Here is a 4,825-nt window from a genome sequence, read left to right as displayed (position 1 = left end):
GCCGCGAGTGCCGCGATGCCGGGCTGGTAGCCGAGTGTGGAGAAGTAGTCGACACCCGTCAGGCACATCACCCGCCACCAGCGCTGCCCCTGGTGTGGGGGTTCGGGTTCGGCGTGCGGGCCGGTGTGGCCGCCGTTCTTGCCCATGTCGGACAGGCCCTCCAGCATCCACGTCCGCAGGCGGCTGGTACTGGGAGGGTGTTCGGTGGTGGCCATCGACGCGCTCTCCTGATGTGGGGCTCAGCGTGGGGTTTCGGCCATCACACGGACGGCCGCACCAGCGTAAGCGGAGAGTGACACCTGAGCCCACGGGTGATCTCGCCGGAGGGCGTCAATCTTCCGTTAAGACCAGTCGGATGAACGCTGCCCGCACATCAAGGTCCGAGGCTTCCCCTTGCCCGGAGAGCGACCGCGCCCTATAGGGGAGGGCGCGTTACGCGCTGAGGCTGCTCCGGCTCCCCACCGGGCTGCCGACGGCGTAGTGGACGTATTCGCGGACCAGCCGGAAGCCGGCGTTCCAGGCCAGAAGGCGACTGGCTCGGTTGTGGACCGAGCAGTTCCAGCTGGGGATGCGTCCCCGGGCGCGGATGTCGACACACAGAGCGTTGACGCAGGCCAGGGCCAGGTGGTGGCGTGTGCGGCCGGGGGCGGTGTGGACGGCCACGTCCTCGTAGTGGGTGCCGCGGAAGTAGGTGCAGGCCACCGCCTGGATGCGTCCCGTACGGTCCACCGCGGCCCACGCGTGCCCGGAGGCGGCGAGACCGCGCGGTCCGCCCCAGCTGGCCGAGAGCCAGGACGCGTCCGTGCCGAGGGCGCGCACGGCGTCGGCGTCCGTCGCATCCAGGCGCCGGACGTTCATCGCGCGTGGGATACCGGCGGGCTGTGGTGCGGCCTGAAGCGTCCAGATCATGCGCTCCCACGGGGTGAGCCGGTCGAAGGCGGCCCCGAGGGCGGGCAGGAAGCGGGCCGGAGCCTCGACCCGGTTGCCGGCGAGCGGGGCGAGGACGTCCGGCGTCAGCTCCTCCGGACTGCCCCGCAGCACGGCGTGGCCCGCGCACGAGACGGCGACCGCGCTCGGCTGCACCGGCCGGTCGCCCCACCAGCGCCCGATGCCCGTCGCCAGCACGTGTTCGCCGATCGTGGCGACGCCGGGTGAGCCGGTGGGAAACCAGCGGGCGAGCGCCCTTGGGTCCGGCGGCGATATCTGGATCATCCATGCCTCGCAGATAGGGGACGGTACGGGGACCGGGTGGGCGGCCAAGGCGCGACCGCTCCCGGTCACCAGCCCTCGAGCGTTTTTCAGGCGGCGGGGCGGACCAGCAGGTCGGCCAGCTTGTTGAGGCGCTTGATCGTGCGGCCCTCGGTGGCGGCCGGGGCCGGTTCGACGCGCTCGTCGCGGTCGTAGTAGGCACCGTTGACGACCTCGACGGCCGGGTCGCACAGCCGGACCACGTGAGCGGCGCCCTCGGCGGCGGGGCCGCCCACGTGGGCGTAGAGCGGCAGCAAGGCGGTGTCGCAGACGCCCGGGTGGACGGAGACGGCGGTGACGCGCGGATCGGCCGCGAACATGGTCAGCGCCAGCTGGGACTGGGCGTAGGCGGCGAGGCGGGAATAGCGGCGGGCGCGGTTGGGATCGGCCCAGCTGATGGAGGCCGTACGGTGCAGGGAGGAGGAGACGTTGACCACCCGGCCGCCCGGCTCGCTGGTGAGTGCCGGCTCCAGCAGGCAGGTCAGCAGGTAGTGGGCGAGGAAGTTGACCTGGAAGGCGACCTCGTTGCCGTCGGCGGTGACGGTGTGCCGCTCCGGGGCGGCCATGCCCGCGTTGTTGACGAGAACGTCGAGGTGCCCCCGCTCGGCGACCACCGTGCGGGCGAGGGCGTCGACCTCCTCCAAGTGGCGGAAATCGGCCGCGTAAGGCCGCACTTGGGCAGCCTTGACACCCGGCGTGGTGACCAGTCGATCGGCCGCGGCCTGCGCCTCGTCGACGGTACGGCCGTGCAGCAGCACGGTGGCACCGCGCTGGGCGAGCTGCCGGGCGGTCTCGTGACCGATGCCGGAGGTGGCGCCGGTGACCAGGACGGTACGGGAGGAGAAGGTGCGGTCGGACATGATCCCATCCGGGGGTGCGGGCACGCGGATGCCATCTGGTGCGGGCGGTGGGCGTGCGAGGGTGAGAGGGAAGGCGAGGGGCGCCGGGAGCCGATCACGGCGCCCCTCGGGTCTCGGAAAGCGGCGTCGGCGGGACGCGGCGTCGGCGCGGCATGGCGTCGGCGGGACGTGATGCCGGCCTGGCGCGGGCGCTTCCGGTCAGCGCGGCTCGCGACGCGACGGCCGAGCGAAGCGAGATGGGGGCACCCCCGGCCGAAGGCTGGGGGAGGGACTCGGCGGCCGGTCGAGCAGGAGCCAGGCGCTGTTCACGAGCTCCATGGAAGCCGTCCCGCACATCCCGGGCAAGCCGGAGCCCCGTTCTCTGACGGGGCTCTGACATGCGCATACGGGACCTTGACGGGCGAGCCAGGACACCGGGCGTGGCTCACCCGAGGCCGGGCACCCCCGAGATCAGCAGGTCGATCAGCTTGATGCCCACGAAGGGCAGTACGAGGCCGCCGAGGCCGTAGACGAGGAGGTTGCGGCGGAGCAGGTCGTGCGCGGAGGAGGGGGTGTAGCGCACACCGCGCAGGGCGAGCGGGATCAGCGCCACGATGATCAGGGCGTTGAAGATGATCGCGGAGGTGATCGCGGAGGTCGGGCTGTGCAGGCCCATCACGTTCAGTGACTCCAGACCCGGGTACGAGCCCGCGAACATCGCCGGGATGATCGCGAAGTACTTCGCCACGTCGTTCGTGATGGAGAACGTGGTCAACGCACCGCGTGTGATGAGGAGTTGTTTGCCGATCTCGACGATGTCGATGAGCTTGGTCGGGTTGGAGTCCAGGTCGACCATGTTGCCGGCCTCCTTGGCGGCCGACGTGCCGGTGTTCATCGCCACGCCGACGTCCGCCTGGGCGAGCGCGGGCGCGTCGTTCGTGCCGTCGCCGGTCATCGCGACCAGCTTGCCGCCCTCCTGCTCCCGCCTGATCAGGGCGAGTTTGTCCTCGGGGGTGGCCTCGGCCAGGTAGTCGTCGACGCCCGCCTCCTCGGCGATGGCGCGTGCGGTTCGCGGGTTGTCGCCGGTGATCATCACCGTGCGGATGCCCATGCGGCGCAGTTCGGCGAAGCGTTCGCGGATGCCGTCCTTGACGACGTCCTTGAGGTGGATCAGACCGAGGACCCGCGGGCCGTTCCAGTCGTGCACGGCCACCAGGAGTGGTGTCCCGCCGTCCGAGGCCACGGCGTCGGCGTACAGCCGTGCTTCGGGCGGCACATGGCCGCCGTACATCTGCACCCACTCGATCACCTGCTGGGCGGCACCCTTGCGGATGGCGCACACCGCGCCGTTCTCCCAGCGCAGGTCGACCCCGCTCATCCGGGTCTGCGCGCTGAACGGCACCCAGCGCGCGTTCGCCAACTCCCCCTCCTCAGGCGCCCGCAGCCCGTGCCGGTTCTTGGCCAGGACCACGACGGAGCGGCCCTCCGGTGTCTCGTCGGCCAGCGAGGAGAGCTGGGCGGCGTCCGCGAGCTGCCGTTCGTCGATCCCGGGCAGCGGCACGAAGGCGGCGGCCTCGCGGTTGCCGAGGGTGATGGTGCCGGTCTTGTCGAGCAGCAGGGTGTTCACATCACCCGCCGCTTCGACCGCCCGGCCCGACATGGCCAGCACGTTGCGCTGCACCAGCCGGTCCATGCCGGCGATGCCGATCGCGGAGAGCAGGGCGCCGATGGTGGTGGGGATGAGGGTGACGAGGAGGGCGACCAGCACGGTCGTGGACTGGGCGGCGTCCGCGTACTCACCCATCGGCTGCAGGGCGACCACCACCAGCAGAAAGATGATCGTGAGCGAGGCCAGCAGGATGTTGAGGGCTATCTCGTTCGGTGTCTTCTGCCGGGCGGCGCCCTCGACCAGCGCGATCATGCGGTCCAGGAAGCTGTGCCCGGGGCGGGCACTGACCCGGACCAGGATACGGTCGGACAGAACGGTGGTACCGCCCGTGACCCCGCTGCGATCACCGCCGGCCTCCCGGATCACGGGGGCCGACTCGCCGGTGACCGCCGACTCGTCCACCGCGGCCACGCCTTCGACCACGTCGCCGTCCGCCGGGATCATCTCGCCCGCCTCGACGAGTACGACGTCCAGGGGCTTCAGGTCGGTGGCGGCGACGGCCTCCGTGCGGGCGGTGGCGAGGTTCGTGCCGTAGCTCCAGTGCAGCAGCCGCAGCGCCACCGTGTCCGTGCGGGCCCTGCGCAGCGACTCGGCCTGCGCCTTGCCGCGGCCCTCCGCGACGGCCTCGGCCAGGTTGGCGAAGACGACCGTCAGCCACAGCCACAGGCTGATGACCCAGGTGAACACGGCCGGGTGCAGCACCGCCGACAGCGTGGTGAGGACCGCGCCTGCGGACACGACGAACAGCACCGGGTTCCGCGCCAGGACGCGCGGGTGGAGCTTGCGCAGTGCCTCGGGGAAGGAACGGACGAGCTGTGCAGGTTCGAACAGCCCGCTCGGAGCGCGCCGTCTCGATCTGCCCTCCGCCCTTGGCCGGGGCGCGCGTTCGGGGCGTGACGGTGGGGCCTGCTGGGGGGCAGCGGGAAGCATGGACACCTTCGTGCCTTGACGGTGGACAGGGACTGTGGCCGCGGTCCGTGCGGTGCCGGGCCGACCGGCGCACGATGCGCGCCGGGGAAATACGCCTCAAGCCTGTCCGGCCCACTGGACCCCTCCTTGCCAGTGGGCC

3 protein-coding genes and 1 pseudogene are annotated in these 4,825 nt (G+C 71.6%); all 4 read right to left on the bottom strand.

Features of this window, described 5'->3' with window-relative positions; translation table 11 throughout:
* A pseudogene (locus ACWC2T_RS45645) lies at positions 1-215 on the bottom strand (amino acid transporter); the annotation flags it as partial.
* A gap of 217 nt (positions 216-432) precedes the next feature.
* Positions 433-1,212 (bottom strand): GNAT family N-acetyltransferase, encoded by a 780-nt coding sequence (locus ACWC2T_RS45640; RefSeq protein WP_450676186.1) that lies wholly within the window; start codon positions 1,210-1,212, stop codon positions 433-435.
* An 86-nt stretch (positions 1,213-1,298) separates the two neighbouring features.
* A complete protein-coding gene (locus ACWC2T_RS45635) occupies positions 1,299-2,108 on the bottom strand; it encodes an SDR family NAD(P)-dependent oxidoreductase (RefSeq protein WP_450676185.1) in 810 nt (269 codons plus the stop codon).
* Between the two features lie 424 nt (positions 2,109-2,532).
* Positions 2,533-4,686, bottom strand: coding sequence for a potassium-transporting ATPase subunit KdpB (gene kdpB, locus ACWC2T_RS45630; protein ID WP_450676184.1), 2,154 nt, complete (start codon positions 4,684-4,686; stop codon positions 2,533-2,535).
* Between the last annotated feature and the right edge of the window lie 139 nt (positions 4,687-4,825).

The organism is Streptomyces sp. NPDC001393, from assembly GCF_053597455.1.
Note: the sequence above shows the minus strand (reverse complement) of the source record. Positions and strands in the feature narration are given on the sequence as shown.

What these genes read in the sequence shown, in the direction of transcription:
- ACWC2T_RS45640 (WP_450676186.1), bottom strand. Translation starts at nt 1,212, where the DNA reads ATGATCCAGATATCGCCGCCGGACCCAAGGGCGCTCGCCCGCTGGTTT.
- kdpB (WP_450676184.1), bottom strand. Translation starts at nt 4,686, where the DNA reads ATGCTTCCCGCTGCCCCCCAGCAGGCCCCACCGTCACGCCCCGAACGC.
- ACWC2T_RS45635 (WP_450676185.1), bottom strand. Translation starts at nt 2,108, where the DNA reads ATGTCCGACCGCACCTTCTCCTCCCGTACCGTCCTGGTCACCGGCGCC.